Source organism: Diaphorobacter nitroreducens (assembly GCF_002214645.1).
Classification (GTDB): Bacteria; Pseudomonadota; Gammaproteobacteria; order Burkholderiales; family Burkholderiaceae_C; genus Diaphorobacter; species Diaphorobacter nitroreducens.
The window spans coordinates 3,195,998-3,213,211 of record NZ_CP016278.1 but is presented as its reverse complement, the minus strand read 5'-3'; the positions used below and the strand labels follow the sequence as shown (position 1 = coordinate 3,213,211).

Sequence of the window (17,214 nt, the reverse complement as noted above, 5' to 3'; positions counted from 1 at the left end):
CCGCCCATGCCGCTACGCCGCCGCCGCCCGCTGCTCACCGCGCTTGTCGCACTGTTCGTGCTGGCGGGCATGGCCGTGTGCATGCTGCTGGCCAGCCAGTACGCGCAGCGCCGTGCGCTGCACGATGAAAGCCAGGGTGTGCGGCGCCAGCTCACGCTGTACGGCCAGGCGCTGGAGCAGCGCATCGACCGCTTTCGCACCTTGCCCGAGGTGCTGGCGCTGGACGCGCAGCTGAGGGACGCGCTGACCCACCCGCTCACGCCCGCCGAGGTGGACGCGCTCAACCGCAAGCTGGAGCAGGCCAACGGCGCCAGCCATTCGTCCACGCTCACGCTCATCAACCTGCAGGGCCGCGCCATCGCCGCCAGCAACTGGCGCGACACCCCCAACAACGTGGGAGAGGACTACCACTTCCGCCCCTACGTGCAGCAGGCGCTGGCGCAGGGCCACGGGCGGTTCTACGGCATCGGCCTGACCACGGGGGAGGCGGGCTACTTCCTGTCCACGGCGATCCGCGGTGATGACGGGCAGACGCTGGGCCTGGTGGCCATCAAGATCCTGCTGACCGAGCTGGAGCGCGAATGGCGCCAGAGCCCCGACGTGGTGCTGGCCTCGGACGCGCACGGCGTGGTCTTCCTCGCCAGCCGCGACGCCTGGCGCTACCGGCTGCTGGCGCCCCTCACGCCCCAGGCGCGCCAGGAGCTGGAGGCCACGCGCCAGTACACCGGCCAGCCCCTCACGCCGCTGGGCCTGCAGGTGGAGCGGCGGGTGGACGAAGGCACGGTGCTGGCACGCGCGCAGGAGCCCCCCTTGCCCGGCCCGCTGCTGTGGCACACGCAGGAGCTGGCAGGTACCGGCTGGCAACTGCACCTGCTGCACCACGCGGACAGCGCCAACGAGGCCCGCCGCTGGGCGGCCGGTGCGGCCGCGGGCCTGTGGCTGGCGCTGGCACTGCTGGTGCTGTTCGTGCGCCAGCGACAGCGCCTGGCCCTGCTGCGCCAGCGCAGCCGCCAGGAGCTGGAGACCGTGCTGCGCCAGCACGCGCAGGAGCTGCGCACCGCACAGGACGGCATCGTGCAGGCCGCGCGCGAGGCCGACACCGGCCTGTCGCGCAGCCTGCAGCACCTGCCCCAGGGCGTGGTGGTGATCGACCGCGACCTGAACCTGGTGGCGTGGAACTCGCGCTACGTGGAACTGTTTCGCTTTCCGCCCGAGCTGATGCGCGTGGGCACGCCGGTGGAGGCGCTGATCCGCCACAACGCGCGCCGCGGCCTGCTGGGCGCCACGCCCACCGAGGACGCCATCCAGCGGCGCCTGCAGCACCTGCGCAGCGGCAAGCCCCACCTGCATGAGAGCGCCAAGAGCGACGGCACGGTGCTGGAGATCCGCGGCAACCCGCTGCCCGACGGCGGCTTCGTGACCAGCTACGCCGACATCACCAGCTACAAGAACGCCGCACGCGAGCTGCGTTCGCTGGCCGATGCGCTGGAGCTGCGCATTGCCGAACGCACGCGCGATCTGGACGCCGCCCGGCGCGAGGCCGAGGCCGCCAACCGCTACAAGACCCGCTTCGTGGCCGCCGCGGTGCACGACCTGCTGCAACCGCTGAATGCCGCGCGCATGTTCGCCTCGCTGCTGCGCGGCCACCTGCACGACGCCGCCGGACGCCAGGTGGCCGACAGCATCGACGGCGCGCTGGCCGCGCAGGACGGCATCCTCAACAGCCTGCTGGACATCTCGCGCATGGAATCGGGCCAGTTGGAGGTGCATGTGCGCGACTTCGCGCTCGGCCCGCTGCTGCAGGTGATGCAGCACAACTTCGGCATCATCGCCGCCAGCCGGGGCCTGCGCCTGCACACCGTGGGCACGCGCTACGCGGTGCGCAGCGACGAGGCGCTGCTGCGGCGCATCCTGCAGAACCTGGTGTCCAACGCCATCCGCTACACGCCCCGCGGGCGCGTGCTGATCGGCTGCCGGCGCCGCGGCCGGTACCTGCGCATCGAGGTGCACGACCAGGGCCCCGGCATCCCCGAGAGCCTGCAGCGCGAGATCTTCGAGGAGTTCCGCCGCCTGGGCGAGGGCCACAGCCAGGATGGCGACCGTGGTGCGGGCCTGGGGCTGGCCATCGTCGAGCGCCTGGGCAAGCTGCTGGGCCACGAGATCGGCCTGCGCTCGGAACTGGGGCGCGGCAGCGTGTTCTGGGTATGCGTGCCGCTGGCCGATGCCGCCGCCGCACCCCGCCCCACCGCCACGGGCGCAGCCGCCCCGCCCGAGGGCGACCAGCCCCTGCAGGGCACCACGGCCTGGTACATCGACGACGACGCGCCCAGTTGCGAGGCCACCGGCGCTTTGCTGCGCCGCTGGGGCTGCGAGGTGCCTTTGGCGGGCGGCCCGCAGACGGCCCTGGACTTGGCCGCGCCCGGCAACGCGCCACAGCTGGTGCTGCTGGACGTGCGCATGGGGCCCTTCCACGGCCCCGACCTGTACGACCGGCTGTGCACCGTGTGGGGCCAGGCACCGTCGGTGGTGCTGGTGACGGCCGAGCGCAGCAGCACCCTGCGCCGCCAGGCGGCCGAGCGCGGCTGGGGCTACCTGCTCAAGCCCGTGCGCCCGTCCGCACTGCGCGCGCTCATCAGCCAGATGATGCTACGCAAACAGTAGCTGCTAGCGCTTGTCAGACAAGCGGTAGAGGCCGATTGGGCTTGAAACTGTGCAGGCAGGGTACTGCGCTCAGGGCGCGGCTTCCGGCTCCGTCTCCAGGCCTTTCACCAGCACCGCGGCCTGGGTGCGGCTGTAGCACTCCAGCTTTTTCAGGATGGCCGTCACATGCACCTTGACGGTGTTCTCGGCCAGGCCCAGCTCGTGCGCGATCTGCTTGTTGAGCAGGCCATCGGCCAGGCACAGCAGCACGCGGAACTGCTGCGGCGTGAGCTGCGCGAGCTTGGCGGCCAGCGCGGCGTCGGCCTCGGAGCGCTCGGCCGCCATGGGCGGAAACCAGCTGCCGCCGTCCAGCACGGCCCGGATGGCCGCGCCCATGTCCTCGGCCGGGGCCGACTTGGGGATGAACCCCGCCGCACCGAACTGCTGCGCACGGCGGATCACGCGCGGGTGGTCGTTGGACGAGATCACCACCACCGGCACCTGCGGGTACTCGCCGCGCACGTGCAGCAGGGCCGAGAAACCCCGCGCGCCGGGCATGGCCAGGTCCAGCAGCACCAACTCCACCTCGGGGTGGTCCTGCAGCGCCTGGCCCAGCGTGGCGGCGCTGGCGGCCTCCAGCGTCTGCAGCGGCGCAAAGCGCTCGTGCAGCACCTGGATCAGCGCCGCGCGGAACAGCGGGTGGTCGTCGGCAACGAGCAGGGTGGGGGGCGGCATGGGGTGCAGTCTGCCACGGCGCACGGACGGGGCCAGCCGCTACCATCGAGTTCCATGGCACTCAACTGGGTCTGGACGGGGTTTTTCATCGTGGCGTTCGCCACCGCCGTGGTGCGCTGGCTGCTGGGCGAGGCGGGCATCTTCCAGGCCCTGCTGACGGCGCTGTTCGATGGCGCACGCGCGGGCTTCGAGATCTCGCTGGGCCTGGCCGGCATCATGGCCCTGTGGCTGGGCCTGATGCGCGTGGGCGAGCGCGCCGGCATGGTCGAGCTGCTGGCGCGCCTGGCCGGGCCGCTGCTCACGCGGCTGTTTCCCGGCGTGCCCGCCGGCCACCCGGCCCAGGGCGCGATGACCATGAACATCAGCGCCAACCTGCTGGGGCTGGACAACGCGGCCACGCCGCTGGGCCTCAAGGCTATGCAGGAGTTGCAGACGCTCAACCGCGAACCGGCGGGCACGGCCAGCAACGCGCAGATCATGTTCGTGGTGATGAACACGGCGGGGCTGACGCTGATCCCCACGTCCGTCATCGCCATCCGCCAGAGCGTGGCGCTGAAGCAGGGTCTGGGCGCGGGATTCAATGCGGCCGACATCTTCCTGCCGACGCTGCTGGTCACCTTCGCCTCGCTGCTGGCGGGCGTGCTGGCGGTGGCGCTCTTTCAGCGCCTGCCGATCTGGCGCGCGCGCCTACTGCTGCCTTTGCTGGCCGTGGGCGGCGTGCTGGCGGCGGCGGTGGCGGGCCTGGCGCAACTGCCCGCAGAGCAAGCCGCCCAGATTGCGGGAGCCACCGGCGCGGGCGTGATCCTGGGGGTGGTGGCGCTGTTCCTGCTGGCCGGGGCCTGGCGCCGCGTGAACGTGTACGACGCCTTCATCGACGGCGCCAAGGAGGGCTTTGGCGTGGCGGTGCAGATCATTCCGTACCTGGTGGCCATCCTGGCGGCCATCGGCGTGTTCCGCGCCGCGGGCTGCATGGATGCGCTGCTGGCGGCCATCGGCGCAGGGGTGGCGGCGCTGGGGTGGAACACCGACTTCCTGCCGGCCCTGCCCGTGGGGCTGATGAAGGTGCTCTCGGGCGCCGGCGCACGGGGTTTGATGATCGACGTGCTGCAGACGCACGGTGTGGATTCCTTCGTGGGGCGCCTGGCCGCCATCGTGCAGGGCTCCACCGAGACCACCTTCTACGTGCTGGCCGTGTACTTCGGCAGCGTGGGCGTGAAGCACACACGCCACGCACTGGCCTGCGCGCTGGTGGCCGATGCCGTGGGGCTGCTGGCCGCGATCGGTGTGGGCTACACGCTGCTGCGCTGATCGCAACCTTCCCTCTTTCCCCAAAAAGCGCCTTGTCAGGCGCTTTTTTTTACGCCGAAGCCTCCTCAATCCGGGGCCGAGAAAGGGGTTTTGTGCGGCGCTGCGGTTTGCCACGGGTTGTTCTTTGTAGTTCTTATAAAGAATAGTCGTAGTAGTAGAGGGCGGCCCGGCCTGTGGGCAAGCCGATTTTTGTTTGAAAGATCAAGCACTTGCGCTGCGCCAAAGCATGGGGACGGCCGCAGGCGCCTGCTGTACCGCAAATGGGGACAAGCCCCAGATGCGCCCCGCACCTGTGCATAACTGGCCAGTTGTGCCAGAACGCTCCGCAGACTTATCCACAAGGCGGCCTTCCGGGGAAGACTGCCGAACAAAAACGGCGCAAGCGAAGGCTGACACATCGTTAGCAGCTCCTTATTCAGGAGCGATGGAGCCGTGGCACCGCGATACAGACCACAGCCGCCCCGGGATTGCGGGACAATGCAGGCCCTTTACTGCTTTCCGAGATCTTTCCCTGTGACCGACTCCGCCCTGCTCCCCTTGCCCGACCGCCTGGCCATCGACCCGCGCAGCCCGCACCATGTGGCGGCCGTGTTCCAGCAGGCGGCGGACATCGGCATCCGCTTCAACGGCAAGGAGCGTGTCGACGTGGAGGAGTACTGCGTGAGCGAGGGCTGGATCAAGGTGCCCGCCGGCAAGACCCTGGACCGCAAGGGCCGCCCGCTGCTCATCACCCTCAAGGGCAGCGTGGAGGTGTTCTACAAGCCGGAAGCCGCGGCATAAAAAAAGCCACCCGGCGGGATCGGGTGGCTGGTGGGTGGATGCCCGCTGGTTCCTCGGCACGGTAGTGGCCGCGCAACTTTTCCCCTCATGATGTCCGACGTACTGCCGTGGATGCGCAGCCTGCGCGCGTCGGTTCAGAAAAGCGCGGGAATCGGGTATGCAGCCCTAGGGTCGGATCCGCCCAAGAGCTGCAGGCGGCGTTCTGATCGGCCGTGAGGAAGGTGCGGGATCGTTTGGTTGCTACTCAATCAGGAGCTAGCAGCGCTTGATGGACAAGCGCTGAAGGCCTGAACGACTCAAACCCGCTCGAAGATCGCCGCGATGCCCTGGCCGCCGCCGATGCACATGGTCACCAGCGCGTAGCGCCCGCCCGTGCGGTGCAGCTCGGCAATCGCCTTGGTGGTGATGATGGCGCCCGTGGCACCCACGGGGTGGCCCAGCGAGATGCCCGAGCCGTTGGGGTTGACCTTGGCGGGGTCCAGGCCCAGCTCCTGCACCACGGCGCAGGCCTGGGCGGCGAAAGCCTCGTTGGCCTCGATCACGTCCATGTCCTGCACCTTCAGGCCGGTGCGTTGCAGCACCTTCTGGGTGGCGGGCACGGGGCCGATGCCCATGTAGGCCGGGTCCACGCCGGCGTGCGCATAGCCCACCAGGCGCGCCAGGGGCTTCACGTTCAGCGCCTGCAGGCGGTCGCCCGCCACCAGCACCACGGCGGAGGCACCGTCGTTGATGCCCGAGGCGTTGCCGGCCGTGACCGTGCCGCCTTCCTTCTTGAACGCGGGCTTCATGCCCGCCAGCACGTCCAGCGTGGTGGCGGCGCGCACATGTTCGTCTTCCTGGAACAGCACGGTGCCCTTGCGCGTGGCGATTTCGACCGGAACGATCTGTTCCTTGAAGTAGCCGGCGGCGATGGCGGCGGCGGCGCGCTGCTGGCTGGCAAGGGCGAGCTGGTCCTGCATCTCGCGCGAAATTTGGTAGCGCTCGGCCACGTTCTCGGCGGTGATGCCCATGTGCATCTTCTGCCAGGGGTCGTGCAGGATGCCGAGCATGTAGTCGATGCTCTTGCTGTCGCCCATGCGCTGGCCCCAGCGCGCGCCCTGGTCGAAGTAGGGGCCGCGGCTCATGGATTCCGAGCCACCGCCCACGGCCACGTCGCAGTCGCCATAGCCGATGGCCTGGGCGGCGCTGATGATGGCCTGCAGGCCCGAGCCGCACAGGCGGTTGACGTTGAAGGCGGGCGTCTCGATGGGGCAGCCGGCGTCAATCGCCGCCACGCGGCTCAGGTACGCGTCTTTGGTGTCGGTGGGGATCACGTTGCCCATGACCACATGGCCCACGGCGTCGGGCGCGATGCCGGCGCGCGCGATGGCGGCCTTCACGGCGGTGGTGGCGAGCTGGGTGTTGGGCACGTCCTTCAGGCTGCCGCCGAAGGTGCCGATGGCGGTGCGTGCGGTGCTGACGACGAAGACTTCGCGGTGGGTCATGGGGCAGATACGGTGGTTGGAGGTGGATAGGTGACCGTACCGTCCGGGTGGACCTGCGCGGCCGGGGTGAGTGTCGCACTCTCGGTGCGCGCGCCCAGGATGTGGCGCACCGCGCCGCCGGCGGCCAGCACGTGGTCGGTGATGATGCGGCGGTGGCAGCGCCACCACACGGCCTCGGCGCACATGATGGCGCAGGGCTCGCGTGCCGCGGCCGTGCGCAGCGCGGCCAGCGCGGCGCGAAAGGCGGGCTGCAGCGCGTAGTCGGCGTAGTTGTGAAAGCTGCGGTTGTCCCAGTAGCCGTTGGTGGTGGGCGGCACGCCGCGCTGCAAGGGGCGGCGCCCGCCCAGCGCTGGCATGTGGGTGTAGGCGATGCCCTGCGCGGCCAGCGCGCCGGGCAGCCGGTCCTCGTGGAATTGCGGCTGGCGCAGCGAGCGCGGGATGGCGCGCACGTCGATCACCCGTGTCACGCCTTCGCGCTGCAGCAGCGCGATGAAGTCCAGCACCGCCAGCGTGGAGTGCCCGATGGTGTAGAGCGGCGGCGCGGCCATTGCGTGTGCCGCTCAGCGGGCCAGGCGTTGCAGCGCGCTGCCTTTGTGCAGCGCGACATGGTCGGTCTTGTCGCTCTGGATCTCGTACTGCGGCTCTTCGGCGCTGGCGTGGTGGGTGTAGCCCTTCCACTGCAGCGCGCGGGTGTGGACGGCGGTGATGCGCCCGCTGACGCGGCCGGCCTCGGAGTTCCAGCTGACGTGGTCGCCCACCTTGAAAGGGTGTGCCATGGCATGCCTCCTGCAGGGTGTGTCAAGGCGGCCATTGTGGCCCGGCCTGCAGGTTGGTTTGGGGTGTTTTAGGCCTCCAGCGCCCTGTCCACAAGCGCTGGCAGCTATGAATTAAATAGCGACTTCGGTGGCGCCGCTATTCGGGGTGCCGGCCATGGCCAGATCGTCCAGAATCGGGCAGTCCGGCCGGTCGTCGCCGTGGCAGCAGTGCACCAGCGCCTGCAGGCTGCGCTGCATGGCCTGCATGGCGGCGATGCGCTCGCTCAGATTGTCGATGTGCGCCTGGGCGATGCGTTTGACCTGGCTGCTGGCGCGCTGCTTGTCCTGCCACAGGCCGAGCAGGGTGGCGATCTCCTCCATCGAGAAGCCCAGGTCGCGCGCGCGGCGGATGAAGCGAAGGGTGTGCACATCGGCCTCGGTGTACTGGCGGTAGCCGCTGTCGGTGCGTGCCACGCCGGTCAGTAGGCCCAGCGATTCATAGTGGCGCACCATGCGCGCCGAGACGCCCGCGCGCTCGGCGGCCGTGCCGATCGCGACGGGCCAGTCCAGCGCGGCCGCGCGCGCAGCGCCGTCGCTGGGCACGCGGTGGGCAGGGCGCCGCGGCGCGGTGCTCATGCGGCGACCTTGTAGCCTTCTTCCTGGATGGCGTTGGCCAGCGCCTCGCGCGACTTGTCGCTCTCCACGATGACCTGGCCGGTGGCCAGGTCCACCTTCACGAGGGCGTCGGTGTCGACTTGGCGCACCGCGTGCACCACGGCGCGTTCGCAGTGGCCGCAGGTCATTCCCTGGACTTGAAATGTGTATTGCATGATGGTCCTCTCGATCAAAGGGCGGTGGATGGGTTGCGGGCCAGCGGGTGGCCGACAGCTGCATCATGAAGCCTGACATGGTGTCAAAGTCAAGCGGGGACCCGCGCGGCCTGCCGCTTGACCTTGCCAGCATGTCAAGGTTTAAGGTGCGCCCTGTATCGATTCCAAGGTGGCTTTCATGACTTCTGCTTCCCTTTCCCCTGCCGCATCGGGCGACGCCCCCGCGGGCACGCTGGATCTGGGCATTGCCGGCATGACCTGCGCGAGCTGCGTGGGCCGGGTGGAACGTGCGCTGCGCAAGGTGCCGGGCGTGCAGGACGCCACGGTGAACCTGGCGACCGAGCGCGCGCACATCGTGTTCGACGCCGCCAGCGGCGGGGGCATGGAGGCGCTGGCACGCCGCGCCGTGCGCAATGCCGGCTACGAGCCGCGCAGCGTGGAGGAGCAGGAAGCGAGTGAGGAGGGCGCGCAGTCGCCCTGGGCAGGCTTCACGCCGGTGGCCGTGGGGCTGCTGCTGTCGGCGCCGCTGGTGCTGCCCATGCTGGGCGATCTGTTCGGCTTGCACTGGATGCTGCCGGCGTGGGTGCAGTTCATCCTGGCCACGCCGGTGCAGTTCATCCTCGGCGCGCGCTTTTACAAGGCGGGTTGGCATGCCGCCAAGGCGCTCACGGGCAACATGGACCTGCTGGTGGCCATCGGCACCAGCGCGGGCTACGGCCTGTCGCTGTGGCTGTGGGCCACGGCCGAATCCACCCATGGCGCAGGGCACACGCCGCACCTGTACTTCGAGGCATCGGCCGTGGTGATCACGCTGGTGCTGCTGGGCAAGTGGCTGGAAGCGCGCGCCAAGCGCCAGACCACGGCCGCCATCCGCGCGCTGCACGCGCTGCGCCCCGAGGTGGCCCACCTGCTGGGCCGGGACGGCGAGGTGGACGTGCCGATTGCCGAGGTGATGGCCGGTGACCGGCTGGTGGTGCGCCCGGGCGAGCGCATCCCCGTGGACGGCACGGTGGTGGAAGGGCACACGCAGGTGGACGAATCCATGCTGACCGGCGAGCCGCTGCCCGTGGCGCGCAGCGCCGATGGCCCGGAGGGCGGGGCGCTCACCGGCGGCTCGATCAATGGCGATGGGCGCATCGTGATGCAGGTGACGGCTGTGGGGGGGGAGACGGTGCTCGCGCGCATCATCCGCCTGGTGGAGGATGCGCAGGCGGCCAAGGCGCCCATCCAGCGGCTGGTGGACAAGGTGTCGGCGGTCTTCGTGCCGGTGGTGCTGGCGATTGCCATCGTCACGCTGCTGGGCTGGCTGTGGACGGGCGCGGGCGTGGAGGCCGCGCTGATCCATGCCGTGGCGGTGCTGGTCATCGCTTGCCCCTGTGCGCTGGGACTGGCCACGCCGGCGGCCATCATGGCGGGCACCGGCGTGGCGGCCAGGCATGGCATCCTCATCAAGGATGCCGAGGCGCTGGAAACCGCCCACCGCGTGCAGACCGTGGCCTTTGACAAGACCGGTACGCTGACCGTGGGCCGGCCGCGGCTGACGGCGTTTCACGTGGAACCAGGGGTGGATGAGGCGGCACTGCTGTCGGCTGTGGCCGCGGTGCAGAGCGGCAGTGAGCACCCGCTCGCACGCGCCGTGGTGAGCGCCGCCCAGGAGCGTGGCCTGCCTGTTCCTGCGCCCGACGGAGTGCGCGCCGTGCCCGGCCGTGGCACCGAGGGCGAGGTGGCAGCACGGAGTTACCTGGTTGGCAGCCTGCGCTGGATGCAGGAGCTGGGCGTGGACCTGGGCCCGCTGGCCGATCGTGCGGCCACGCTGCAGGCCGAAGGCGCCACCGTGTCCGCGGTGGCCGAGCGGGTCGCGCAGGACCCCACCGGCGCACGGCCGCCCGAAGCCGCGAGCACTCCCTTGGGGGGCAGCGAGGACACGATAGTGCCGAGCGCGGGGGCGCACTATGTCTTGCGCGCGCTGCTGGCCTTTGGCGATGAGCCCAAGCCCGACGCGCGCGAGGCACTGGCACAACTGCGCGACCAGGGCGTGCGCTGCGTGATGATCTCTGGCGACAACCGCGGTGCGGCCGAGGCCATGGCCCGCCGCGTGGGCCTGCAGCCGGAGGCCGGCGAGGTGATGGCCGAGGTGCTGCCCGGCGACAAGGCGGCGGCGGTGAATGCGCTGAAGGCGCAGGGCCATGTCGTGGCCATGGTGGGCGACGGCGTGAATGACGCGCCCGCGCTGGCCGCGGCCGATGTGGGCATGGCCATGGGCAACGGCACCGACGTGGCCATGCACGCGGCGGGCATCACGCTGATGCGCGGCGACCCGCAGTTGGTGGCGGCGGCGCTGGACATCTCGCGGCGCACGGTGACCAAGATCCGCCAGAACCTGTTCTGGGCATTTGCGTACAACGTGGCGGGCATCCCGCTGGCGGCGCTGGGCTACCTGAGTCCGGTGGTTGCGGGGGCCGCGATGGCGCTGAGTTCGGTCAGCGTGATGACCAACGCGCTTTTACTCAAGCGCTGGCACCGGTGATCGGTGGATAAACGCGACAGAAAGATTCTTATTTCTCTGGCAATATGCAACGTTTTGTTGCATATTGGCGCGCGGCTTCGTTCGTAAGTCACGCGCAAGCCATTGCCTGACAGGGTGATGGATTGCGCGACGCACATCATGGGAGGGCGGCCCGCCGGTGGCTGCACACGACAAGGAAACGGTGATGAATATTTACGCGCTCATGCGGCTCTTCACGATCCGCCTGCGAATGATCGGCGCCATTGGCGTGGTACTGGGCCTGTTGGGCCTGCTGGGCGGTGCCGGCATGCTGGGCATGTTCCGCATCCACGGGCTGGCCCAGGACTTCGTCAGCCAGCCGCATGCCGCGGTGAAGCTGATGGGCCAGCTGCGCAGCGAGATGGGTGAGATCCGCCAGCACGAGAAGGACATGATCATCCACTACGAGCGCCCCGAGTCGGTGCGCGCCGCGCACGACCGGTGGCTGGCGTCGCTGGACCGTGCGGGCAAGGTCACGGCCACGCTGGGCCAGATCTGGCAGGGCGAGGACCTGGCCGAGGCGAAGGACGTCGCCAAGCACCTGGTGGCCTACCGCGAGCAGTTCGCGCACGTGGCACGCCAGCTGGAGGCCGGCGGCTACGACACCGCCACGATCGCCAACCGCATGAGCGGCAAGGCGGTGGAGCAGTTCAACATCGCCACCGACAAGGTGGCCGCGCTGGACAAGCGCCTGGCCGCCGAGGTGGACAGCGCCATTGCGCACCAGGACCGCGTCACCGACCAGACCAAGTGGCTGTTCGCCCTGGCGGTGCTGATCACTGTGGTGGTGGTGGTGCCGCTCACGCTGCTGAACATGGTGTCCATCTGCCGCCCGCTGGAAGTGGCCCGCGCGATGGCACAGGCGATCGCCGGGGGCGACCTGTCTCAGCGCATCCACGTGGAAGGCCGTGACGAGGCGGCCGACCTGCAGCGCGCGCTGCTGGACATGCAAAACGGCCTGGGCGCAATGGTGGCGCAGGTGCGCGACGCGAGCAGCAACATCGCCACGGCCAGCCAGGAGATCGCCACCGGCAACCAGGACCTGTCCGCCCGCACCGAGCAGACCGCCAGCAACGCACAGGAAGCCGTGGCAGCGCTCTCGCAGCTCACCGCCACGGTGCAGCAGACGGCGTCGTCCTCGCAGGTGGCCAACCAGCTCGTCACCTCGGCCTCGGGCATCGCCACGCGCGGTGGCAAGGTGGTGCAGCAGGCGGTGAACAGCATGCACGAGATCTCCTCCTCCAGCCGCAAGATCGGCGACATCATCGGCCTGATCGACTCCATCGCCTTCCAGACCAACATCCTCGCGCTGAACGCGGCCGTGGAAGCGGCGCGCGCGGGCGAGCAGGGCCGCGGCTTTGCCGTGGTGGCGGGCGAGGTGCGCAGCCTGGCGCAGCGCAGCGCGGCCGCAGCCAGCGAGATCAAGGGCCTGATCAGCTCCAGCGTGACGGCCGTGGACGGCGGCGTGCGCCACGTGGAAGATGCCGGCAAGGCCATGCAGGAGATCGTGTCCAGCGTGCAGCGCGTGACCGACATCATTGGCGAGATCAACTCCGCCGCCTCCGAGCAGGCGGGCGGCATCGGCGAGGTCAACGCCTCCGTGGGCGAGATCGACCGCATGACGCAGCAGAACGCCGCGCTGGTGGAAGAGTCCGCCGCGGCGGCCGAGTCGCTGCGCGAGCAGGCCGCCCGCCTGTCGCAGGTGGTGAGCCAGTTCCAGTTGGCCGACGACGGCCACGCGCCCGCGGCCTTCACGCGCACCGGCGCGCCGGCCCCCGCGCTGCGGGGCGGCGACACGCCGCGCCTGAGCGCCGCTTGAGCGCTGCATGACGCACGCGGCGGCCGGGCGCCGCCGCCAGTTTTCAACAAACCCTCCTTGCGCACCTTCGGGTGCGTTTTTTTTGCCCCTTGGTTGTGCGGCCTGTGATGGCGCGCAAGGAAGTTAGCAGATTGCTATTTAATAAATAGCTGCTAGCGCTTAATGGGCGGGAGTTGGAGCCGATTTTTATGCCGATGCCAGCAGGCGCGGCATGGATGCCACCAGCAGCGCACCGCCCGACACCGTGAGCAGGCCCAGCACGATCTGGCGAAAGCGGACCTCGCTGATGCCGATATACAGCCGCGTACCCAGGAGCACCGGCACCAGCACGGCCGTGGCCACGATGCCGAAGGCGGGCAGCATGTCGCGCGTGACCAGACCCTTGGCCAGATAGGTGGCCATGGCCACGGCCAGCATCGCCAGGTTGAAGTTCTGCACCACGGCGCGCTGGGTGTCCTTGGGCAGGCCGCGCAGCGTGCACCACAGCGTGGGCAGCACGCCCGTGAAGCCGCCAATGCCGCCCATCACTCCGCCGCACAGGCCCACCACGGCGTCGGCCGTGCGCCCGCCCCAACGCACCCGCGGCAGGCTGCGCGCCATCAGCATGGCGGGGCACCAGCACACCAGCAGCGTGCCCAGCAGGGCTTTGAACCAGTGGGCGTTCAGGTGGGGCAGCAGGCTGGCGCCCACGGGCACGCCCACCAGGCCGCCCAGAATGAACGGCCACAACAGGGCGGCATTGAAGCCGCGGCGCATGGTCACCGCAGCCAGCACCTGGCCGGTGAGCGAGCCGAACACCGCCAGCGCCGCCGCCAGGTGTGGCTCCAGCACCCAGACCCAGAACGACATGGCCACCATGCTGAACGCAAAGCCCGACAGGCCTTGCACGAAGCCCGCCACGACGGCGCCCAGGACGAGGACGGCCAGTGTCTCCATGCATCTCTCCCTGCTGCCCGCGGGTCCCCATGGGCGTACCCGCTTTTGTTTTGATAGCTGCCAGCGCTTTGTCCATCAGCGCTGGAGCCGTTTTTTATATCCATCCATGAAGCATCACGCCCGGCGCCGGGCGTGATGCTTGGCGGGCCGCCTGCGTCAGGCCGGGACCTGCTCCAGCGCGGGGTAGTCGATGTAGCCGTGCTCGCCGCCGCCGTAGAACGTGGTCTTGTCCCAGGCGTTGAGCGGGGCGCCCCGCCGCAGGCGCTCCACCAGGTCGGGGTTGGAGATGAACGCGCGGCCAAAGGCCACGATGTCGGCGCGGCCGCTGGCCAGCGCCTCCTGGGCCATGTCGCGGTCGTAGCCGTTGTTCACCATCCAGGCGCCGCGCCCGCCCGCGCTGCGGTAGGCGTTCTTGAACGCGGCGTAGTCGAAGGGGCGGCCCTCCACCTCGCGCGGGCCGCCGGTGGCGCCCTCGATCACATGGATGAAGGCCAGGCCCAGCGGCGCCAGCTCGCGCGCCAGGTGTTCAAACAGCGGCTGCGGGTCGCTGTCGCGGATGTCGTTGGCGGGGGTGACGGGCGAGAGCCGAATGCCCACGCGGCCGCCGCCGATGGCGTCCACCACGGCGCGCGTCACCTCCACCATCAGGCGCACGCGGTTGGCGATGCCGCCGCCGTAGTCGTCCTTGCGCTGGTTGGCGCCGTCCTTGAGGAACTGGTCCAGCAGGTAGCCGTTGGCGCCGTGGATCTCCACGCCGTCAAAGCCCGCCGTCTGCACCGCGTTGCGCGCGGCGGCGGCGAAGGCATGCACGATGTCCGGCAGTTCCTCGGCCGCCAGCGCGCGGGGCTCGGACGTGGGCACGAACTGGCCCTGGCCGCTGGCCGCGTCCACCAGGTAGGTCTGCGATTGCGCGCGCACGGCCGACGGCGCCACGGGTGCGCCGCCCTCCGGCTGCAGGGCAGTGTGCGACACGCGCCCCACGTGCCACAGCTGGGTGACGATCTTGCCGCCACGTGCATGCACGGCCTGGGTAACGCGCTTCCAGCCGTCCAGTTGCTCGGTGCCGTACAGCCCTGGCACGTCGGAATAGCCCTGGCCCTGGTGGGTGATGGCCGTGCCCTCGGTGATCAGCAGGCCGGCGCTGGCGCGCTGGGCGTAGTAGGTGGCGGTGATGTCGCGCGGCACGGCCCGGGGCGAGCGGTTGCGCGTCAGCGGCGCCATGGCGATACGGTTGGCCAGGTGCAGGTCACCGGCCTGGATGGGATCGAACAGAGTGGTCATGCGACTTCAGTACCTTCTTGCAAAGCGGACCGCGGGAGGTGCGGCACGCATCAAAGGTTACCGGTATCGCTCAGGGCGTGCAGTACACCCAGGCGCTGCAGAACCACGGGTTCTGTGCTACGTCAAACAGGGAGGGGGTACGGCGGTGGGGCCGGCTGGCGGCCCTGGATGGCGCCGGGCGTGCGGCGTGCGGGGGGATTTTTTGCGGTGAGGCGCCGGCGCGCACAAGCCGCGGCCCGCAGATGCCGGGCGCGGCCATGTGGGCCTTACTTGAGCAGGCCCTCGGCCTTCATGGCGGCCTGCACGGCGGGGCGGGCGGCGATGCGTTCGCGGTAGGCCGCCAGGTTCTTCAGTGCGGAGATGTCCAGGTTCACGGCGGGGGCCCAGTTGGTCACCGTGAACAAGTAGGCGTCGGCCACGCTGAAGTGCTCGCCCATGAGGTAGGGCTTGTGGGCCAATTCGCCGTCCACCCACTTGAGGCGGCTGAGCAGTTGCTCATGCACCAGGGGCTTGTAGTCTGCGGGGGTGGTGGGCTTGAACAGGGGGGTGAAGCCCTTGTGGATCTCGGTGCCGATGAAGGTCAGCCACTCCTGCAGGCGGTAGCGCGCCAGCGTGCCGTTGGCGGGGGCGAGGTTCTTGTGCGGCGCCTGGTCGGCCAGGTACTGCACGATGGCGGGGCCTTCGCGCAGGCGCGTGCCGTCGTCCAGCTCCAGTACCGGCACGTAGCCCAGGGGGTTGATGGTGTAGTAGTCGGTGCCGTCCTGCAGCTTGTGGCTCTTGGTGCTGGCCAGCACCGAGGTGTGGGCCAGGCCGGTTTCGTGCAGCACGATGTGCGGGGAGAGCGAGCAGGCGCCAGGGGAGTAGTAGAGCTTCATGCGGTCTTGTCCTTTCAAGGGAGTGATGAAGAAAATCTCCGCAGCGCATGCTATGCCGACCTGCGCGGGTCTGCCATGCCAAGGCCTTTGTAGGGCGTTTCCCCGCGGCGCTGCGCCTGGGGGGCAAGGCGGCCTCAGCGGGGCGTGGAAGGCTGCGTGGCCTGTTCCATGAACGCCAGCCAGCGCATCGCGTGCGCGCGGCTGTCGCCGCACATGGCGGGGCTGGGCCGCAGCGAGGCGCACACCGTGGGGCGCTCGGGCCGGCCGAAGATGCGGCAGCGTGCGTCGTCGTCCAGTTGCACGCAGCGCATGCCGGCCGGCTTGCCGTGCGGCATGCCGGGAATGGGCGAGGAGATCGACGGCGCCGTGCAGCAGGCGCCGCAGCCGGGGCGGCAATCCATGGCGCTATTTAATTCATAGCTGTCAGCGCTTGTTGGATATGCGCTGATACCGGTTTTTGCTTCTGTCACGCGGTGCCGTGCAGCCGCCCGGCAGCCCACAGGACCTGCTCCACCACGCCGCGCACGTGGGCGGCTTGGCTTGCGTCGACCAGCTGGCCCTGGGCGTCGAAGGCACTGGCCGCGCGCGGCAGCGCGAAATGGCGCGGCGCCAGCCAGCATTCCAGGTTGAGCAGCAGCGGCGCCAGGTGGCTTTGCGACCGCAGGCCGCCCAGTGCGCCGTTGGACGCGCTGAGCATGCCCACCACCTTGCCCGCGAACGGGCGTGTGCCATCACTCCATTCCGCGTGTCCGGCCACGGGGCTGGAGGCCCAGTCGATGGTGTTCTTGAGCAGGCCGGTGTAGCTGCCGTTGTACTCGGGCGAACAGATCACCCAGGCGGGGTGGGCATCCAGCACTTCCTTCAGCCGGATCACATCGGCCGGGGTGCCCGCGGTCTCCAGGTCGGCGTTGTAGAGGGGGATGTCGAAGTCGGCCAGCTCCAGCAGCGTGACGTCGGCGCCGGCGTCGCGTGCCATGTGTGCGGCCACGGCGGCCAGGCGGCGGTTGAATGAATGGGTGCGGGTGCTGCCCGCGAACACGAGGAACTTCATGCGCGGGATTGGAGCACAGGCCGGGCACACTTTTCCTGCGCGGTTTCACGTGAAACAAACCCCGCTGCGCATCCGGGTGGCAAAGATGGGAAAATCACGAGTTCCCCGCCGGGCCGGCAGCGCAGGCGCGAGGGTGGGGGCGGTACCGGCGCCGTGAAAGCCGGGCTTGTTCACC

The 17,214-nt window shown here is 69.7% G+C and carries 16 protein-coding genes; 5 read left to right on the top strand and 11 right to left on the bottom strand.

Going from position 1 to position 17,214, the window contains the following annotated elements; genetic code table 11:
- Positions 1 to 6 precede the first annotated feature (6 nt).
- Positions 7 to 2,661 (top strand): hybrid sensor histidine kinase/response regulator, encoded by a 2,655-nt coding sequence (locus BA022_RS15090; RefSeq protein ID WP_088887994.1) that lies wholly within the window; start codon positions 7 to 9, stop codon positions 2,659 to 2,661.
- Between the two features lie 69 nt (positions 2,662 to 2,730).
- On the opposite strand, the gene BA022_RS15085 is transcribed toward BA022_RS15090, so the two are convergent.
- Positions 2,731 to 3,375: a LuxR C-terminal-related transcriptional regulator gene (locus BA022_RS15085; RefSeq protein ID WP_088887993.1), complete on the bottom strand. Its 645-nt coding sequence runs from the start codon at positions 3,373 to 3,375 to the stop codon at positions 2,731 to 2,733.
- Positions 3,376 to 3,429: 54 nt separating this feature from the next.
- On the opposite strand from BA022_RS15085, the gene BA022_RS15080 reads away from it, so the two are divergent.
- Together BA022_RS15080 and BA022_RS15075 are read left to right on the top strand one after the other, a co-directional pair.
- Entirely contained in the window at positions 3,430 to 4,683 is a 1,254-nt protein-coding gene (locus tag BA022_RS15080; protein ID WP_088887992.1) for a nucleoside recognition domain-containing protein, read from the top strand.
- Positions 4,684 to 5,160: 477 nt separating this feature from the next.
- Positions 5,161 to 5,463 (top strand): DUF3297 family protein, encoded by a 303-nt coding sequence (locus BA022_RS15075; protein ID WP_418236095.1) that lies wholly within the window; start codon positions 5,161 to 5,163, stop codon positions 5,461 to 5,463.
- A gap of 296 nt (positions 5,464 to 5,759) precedes the next feature.
- Here the strand turns inward: BA022_RS15075 and BA022_RS15070 are convergent, their stop codons facing one another.
- The 5 genes from BA022_RS15070 to BA022_RS15050 all read right to left on the bottom strand — a co-directional run bounded on the left by BA022_RS15070 (position 5,760) and on the right by BA022_RS15050 (position 8,532).
- Entirely contained in the window at positions 5,760 to 6,947 is a 1,188-nt protein-coding gene (locus BA022_RS15070; RefSeq protein WP_088887991.1) for an acetyl-CoA C-acyltransferase family protein, read from the bottom strand.
- On the bottom strand, positions 6,944 to 7,495 hold the full coding sequence (locus BA022_RS15065; protein WP_088887990.1) for a DUF488 domain-containing protein: 552 nt from the start codon (positions 7,493 to 7,495) through the stop codon (positions 6,944 to 6,946). The genes BA022_RS15070 and BA022_RS15065 overlap by 4 nt, the downstream gene beginning before the upstream one ends.
- 12 nt (positions 7,496 to 7,507) lie before the next feature.
- The gene (locus BA022_RS15060) at positions 7,508 to 7,723 is read right to left on the bottom strand and encodes a hypervirulence associated TUDOR domain-containing protein (RefSeq protein ID WP_088887989.1); all 216 of its coding nucleotides are present in this window, start codon (positions 7,721 to 7,723) and stop codon (positions 7,508 to 7,510) included.
- 111 nt (positions 7,724 to 7,834) lie between these two features.
- Complete coding sequence (cueR, locus tag BA022_RS15055) at positions 7,835 to 8,338, bottom strand: Cu(I)-responsive transcriptional regulator (protein WP_088887988.1); 504 nt, start codon at positions 8,336 to 8,338, stop codon at positions 7,835 to 7,837.
- Positions 8,335 to 8,532, bottom strand: coding sequence for a heavy-metal-associated domain-containing protein (locus BA022_RS15050; protein ID WP_012655153.1), 198 nt, complete (start codon positions 8,530 to 8,532; stop codon positions 8,335 to 8,337). Before BA022_RS15050 ends, cueR begins: the two co-directional genes overlap by 4 nt.
- A 178-nt stretch (positions 8,533 to 8,710) precedes the next feature.
- On the opposite strand from BA022_RS15050, the gene BA022_RS15045 reads away from it, so the two are divergent.
- On the top strand, positions 8,711 to 11,059 hold the full coding sequence (locus BA022_RS15045; protein WP_088887987.1) for a heavy metal translocating P-type ATPase: 2,349 nt from the start codon (positions 8,711 to 8,713) through the stop codon (positions 11,057 to 11,059).
- A 184-nt stretch (positions 11,060 to 11,243) separates the two neighbouring features.
- Positions 11,244 to 12,896, top strand: a complete 1,653-nt coding sequence (locus BA022_RS15040; protein ID WP_088888636.1) for a methyl-accepting chemotaxis protein — start codon at positions 11,244 to 11,246, stop codon at positions 12,894 to 12,896.
- Between the two features lie 186 nt (positions 12,897 to 13,082).
- Here BA022_RS15040 and BA022_RS15035 read toward each other — a convergent pair whose 3' ends face one another.
- The 5 genes from BA022_RS15035 to BA022_RS15015 all read right to left on the bottom strand — a co-directional run bounded on the left by BA022_RS15035 (position 13,083) and on the right by BA022_RS15015 (position 17,039).
- The gene (locus tag BA022_RS15035; RefSeq protein ID WP_088887986.1) at positions 13,083 to 13,832 is read right to left on the bottom strand and encodes a sulfite exporter TauE/SafE family protein; all 750 of its coding nucleotides are present in this window, start codon (positions 13,830 to 13,832) and stop codon (positions 13,083 to 13,085) included.
- A gap of 156 nt (positions 13,833 to 13,988) precedes the next feature.
- Positions 13,989 to 15,113, bottom strand: a complete 1,125-nt coding sequence (locus tag BA022_RS15030; protein WP_088887985.1) for an alkene reductase — start codon at positions 15,111 to 15,113, stop codon at positions 13,989 to 13,991.
- A 266-nt stretch (positions 15,114 to 15,379) separates the two neighbouring features.
- The gene (gstA, locus tag BA022_RS15025) at positions 15,380 to 15,988 is read right to left on the bottom strand and encodes a glutathione transferase GstA (protein ID WP_012655159.1); all 609 of its coding nucleotides are present in this window, start codon (positions 15,986 to 15,988) and stop codon (positions 15,380 to 15,382) included.
- A gap of 134 nt (positions 15,989 to 16,122) precedes the next feature.
- Positions 16,123 to 16,389 carry a YkgJ family cysteine cluster protein gene (locus BA022_RS15020; RefSeq protein WP_041835834.1) on the bottom strand — a complete coding sequence of 89 codons (267 nt, stop codon included), beginning with the start codon at positions 16,387 to 16,389 and terminating at the stop codon, positions 16,123 to 16,125.
- A 65-nt stretch (positions 16,390 to 16,454) separates the two neighbouring features.
- Positions 16,455 to 17,039, bottom strand: a complete 585-nt coding sequence (locus tag BA022_RS15015; RefSeq protein ID WP_088887984.1) for an NADPH-dependent FMN reductase — start codon at positions 17,037 to 17,039, stop codon at positions 16,455 to 16,457.
- Positions 17,040 to 17,214 lie beyond the last annotated feature (175 nt).